Raw genomic sequence first — 3,319 nt, 5'->3', positions numbered from 1 at the left:
CCGACTTCGGCGACGAAATCCGGCGTCACTGGCATGACGGTGATGGTCACGACTGCGCTCCTTCCAATCGAAGATCGGTCAGCTTACTCGCCACCAATATCGCGCGCAATGCGTGATGCTTGTCACAGACGCGCCCATACCCGCTGCCTATGCTGCCGTCGACGAGCCAGTCGCTCGCGCCTACCTAAGGGGAATTCGATCATGCAGCACCAAAGGACACTGGTTCGCTGGGTGGTTTCAACAACGTTGTGCCTTGGCTGCGCTTCGGCTAACGCCTTCATCACATACATCGACGAGTTTCGAATCGTTCGAAGCGGCGCCACGTTTTTCCTCGACACCTTCGACGATGGCGTGGAACCGCCGATCGTGCCGAACGCTTTCAATTGCGCTGCCGCCCCAAGTTGCTATTCCCTCTCGGGAACCTTCAACACGGACGACGAGGCGGGGGGCAAGTTGCGCATGAATACGGCACTGGGCGGCGAGGTCGAGAGCGCCATCGGCAATCCGCGAATCTTTCAGCGGGCCAGCCTGCTTTCGAATCGCAGTGATCTCCCAGCCGACATGAACGCAGGGCTCAAGCGGCATCGAGTGTTCAGCGCGTCTGTGGTCTACGACCTGGTCGTTCCGGGACCCGCTGATCAAATGCAAGTGCGTTTAGCCGATCCGCACGCGAACACTGCAGATCCCGGCCACCGGTCCGACACCCTTTCGCTCGCGGTACGCCGGGACGATGCCCCTGGCGCAATGCCGGTGATCCGGTTCTTCGAGCAGAACTTCAATGCCGGGACATTGACTGAAATCGACTCCACCCCGCTGAACCTCGCTCTCGGTGCGGATCAGATCCGGCTCACCCTGGCCCATAGCGTGGCCGATAGCACCGAGATCTTCGCTGCGTGGGATTACCTCTCCGGCGGCGGCGTGGTCGCGAGTGGATCTTTCGCGACACCCGGGAACATTTTCGACGGAGAAACCTTTACTCGCGCAGACTTCGGCGTCAGTGCCATGATTCCAGAGCCTGAAACATACGCCATGCTTCTAGCGGGCATAGGGGTACTGGTGTGGCGGCTTCGCGGGCGTAGGGGCCCCAAAATGCGTGCTAATAATAAGCGTGTCCTTCCCTAGCGCTTCCGGAGACCAGCCTCGTACCAAGCAGCGAGAGGGGGCAATGACGCACGATCCGGCTGACCGAGATTCGAGCAGGGAGCGGCGGTAACCTCCAGTCGGAAGGCGGTTCGTCCCGAATTGCCTTTGGTTGCGCCCGGTGCGAACACGGATGCCGCCAGCTGGCCATCGTCCGTGCGACCCGTGAGAAGCGGATCGACAGCGGGCGAGCGGGCAGGCAAACTTCCCCACTATGGAGGACACAGCCGCCAAACCGCTTCACGAGCTCACTATGACGACCGCGCCGGCCGCAAATTCCAGTTCCGATCCGCATAGCGCTCTGCCCCCGTCCCGCATCACCGTGCTCGATCTCACACTGGCCCGCGCCGGCCCCACCTGCGTGCGCCACCTCGCCGACTGGGGCGCGAACATCATCCGGATCGAGCCACCGGCCACGAGCGGTGAAGACGTCGCCGGCAAGCGCGACGGCTTCGACTTCCAGAACCTGCACCGCAACAAGTGCATGGTGCGCCTGGACCTCAAATCGGAGGAAGGCCATGCGGCACCATGCGCCTGGTGGAGCGCGCAGACGATCGGGCGCCCGGACTGGAAAGAAAAGGAAGAATGGAAAGTGGTGGCGGGACGGAGCCAAGACCGCAAGAACGTGAACGCCGCGATCGCCGAGGTCACCAAGACGAAGCCGATTGTTCGAGGGGGCCGGCGTGCCGTGCAGTCCGATCTACAACATCGACCAGGTCTTCGCCGATCCCCAGGTGCAGCACCTCGATATCGCCAAGCCGATGGCGAGCGAGCAGCTCGGCACGTTCAAGGTCGTCGGCTCGGCGATCAACCTGACCGGCGTGCCGAAGGATATCCGCAGCCCGACCGCGCCGGCGGGCGAGCATACCGACGAAGTTCTCGCCGCCGTTGGCTACTCGGCCAAGGAGATCGAGCAGCTGCGCGCCAAGGGCATCATCTGACGACAACCGCGGGCGCAGCCTCGCACCGCTGCCGCAGCAGGTCCGGCAACGGCTCCAGGCGCGCTTGCTCATCCAAGGGGTAGTGAAGATGGCGTCTAACCCATTACGCATCGGTTTCATCGGAGCAAACGGCAGATGGGGGCCACGGGCGCACGCGCCGGCGCTCACGCGCCTGCCCGAGGTGGCGATCCATGCTGTGTGCACGGCGCACGCGGACACGGCGCAGGCCGCGGCCGACAAGTATGGCGCCGCCCGCGCTTATAGCGACGTGAAGGCGATGAGCGCAGACCGCCAAGTCGAAGCCGCGCTCGTTGCCGTGCGCGTTCCGGCGCACCACGCCCTGAGCAAGGCGGCGCTGGAGGCCGGCAAGCACGTCTACTGCGAATGGCCCCTGGGCGCGAACACCAAGGAAGCCGAGGAGCTGGCGGCGCTCGCGCGCAAGATGAACGTCAAAACGATGGTGGGCCTGCAGCGGCGCGCCTCGCCGGCGTACCTGTATCTGCGCGAGCTGGTGAAGGATGGCTACGTCGGCCAGGTGCTATCGGTGCACATGACCCACATGGGCGCCGGCGTGCTCACCCGCACCGCCGACCGAACCTGGCAACGCGACGCCACCCTCGGCGCCAACACGCTCACCATTACGTTCGGTCATTCGATGGATGCGCTTTGCATGGTCGCCGGCGAGCTCGCCGAAGTATCGGGCGTGGTCAGCACACAGGTGCCGCAGTGGTTCGAATCCGATACCAAGCGATACGTCGATGTGACCTCGCCGGACAACGTGCTGCTCGCCGGCCGCCTAGATGGCGGCGCGGTGGTCAGCGTCCATCTCGGCGTCAACCCGTATCACGGCAGCGGCTATCGCCTGGAGATCTACGGCAAGGAAGGCACGCTCATGATGGTGGGCGGCGGCGAGGCCGGGCAGGAGACGAAGCGCAAGATTATGGGCGGACACAAGGACGACAAGACGCTGCAGGAGTTGCCGGTGCCCGATCGCTTCAAGTGGGTGCCGGATGAAGTGCGGGGCTTGGGTGAGGCCTACGATGTCGGGCAAATGTGGGTCAAGTTCGCTGAGGCGATCCGCAACGGTGGCGAGGTCGAAGCCGACTTCGATCACGCCGTGCGCCGCCATCGCATGCTGGACGCGATCCGGCGCGCCTCCGAGACGGGTCAACGGCAGAAGGTGCAATGAGGCGAGAGCACGAGTGGCGCGAAGCCCCGCGAACTCTCCCCTCCTCTCA

Annotated in this window: 3 protein-coding genes; all 3 read left to right on the top strand. The window is 64.2% G+C overall.

The features are described from left to right. The first annotated feature begins 33 nt into the window (after nt 1-33). The 3 genes from GEV05_15800 to GEV05_15790 all read left to right on the top strand — a co-directional run bounded on the left by GEV05_15800 (nt 34) and on the right by GEV05_15790 (nt 3,270). Complete coding sequence (locus GEV05_15800; protein ID MPZ44831.1) at nt 34-1,122, top strand: PEP-CTERM sorting domain-containing protein; 1,089 nt, start codon at nt 34-36, stop codon at nt 1,120-1,122. Between the two features lie 271 nt (nt 1,123-1,393). Next, nucleotides 1,394-2,164, top strand: coding sequence for a hypothetical protein (locus GEV05_15795; GenBank protein MPZ44830.1), 771 nt, complete (start codon nt 1,394-1,396; stop codon nt 2,162-2,164). Continuing rightward, the gene (locus GEV05_15790; protein ID MPZ44829.1) at nt 2,164-3,270 is read left to right on the top strand and encodes a gfo/Idh/MocA family oxidoreductase; all 1,107 of its coding nucleotides are present in this window, start codon (nt 2,164-2,166) and stop codon (nt 3,268-3,270) included. Before GEV05_15795 ends, GEV05_15790 begins: the two co-directional genes overlap by 1 nt. Nucleotides 3,271-3,319 lie beyond the last annotated feature (49 nt).

It is taken from the genome of Betaproteobacteria bacterium, from assembly GCA_009377585.1.
Classification (GTDB): domain Bacteria; phylum Pseudomonadota; class Gammaproteobacteria; order Burkholderiales; family WYBJ01; genus WYBJ01.
Note: the sequence above shows the minus strand (reverse complement) of the source record. Positions and strands in the feature narration are given on the sequence as shown.

Bases quoted from the DNA above. Each gene is read 5' to 3' on its own strand.
- GEV05_15800 (MPZ44831.1), top strand. From the start codon at position 34: ATGACGGTGATGGTCACGACTGCGCTCCTTCCAATCGAAGATCGGTCA.
- GEV05_15795 (MPZ44830.1), top strand. From the start codon at position 1,394: ATGACGACCGCGCCGGCCGCAAATTCCAGTTCCGATCCGCATAGCGCT.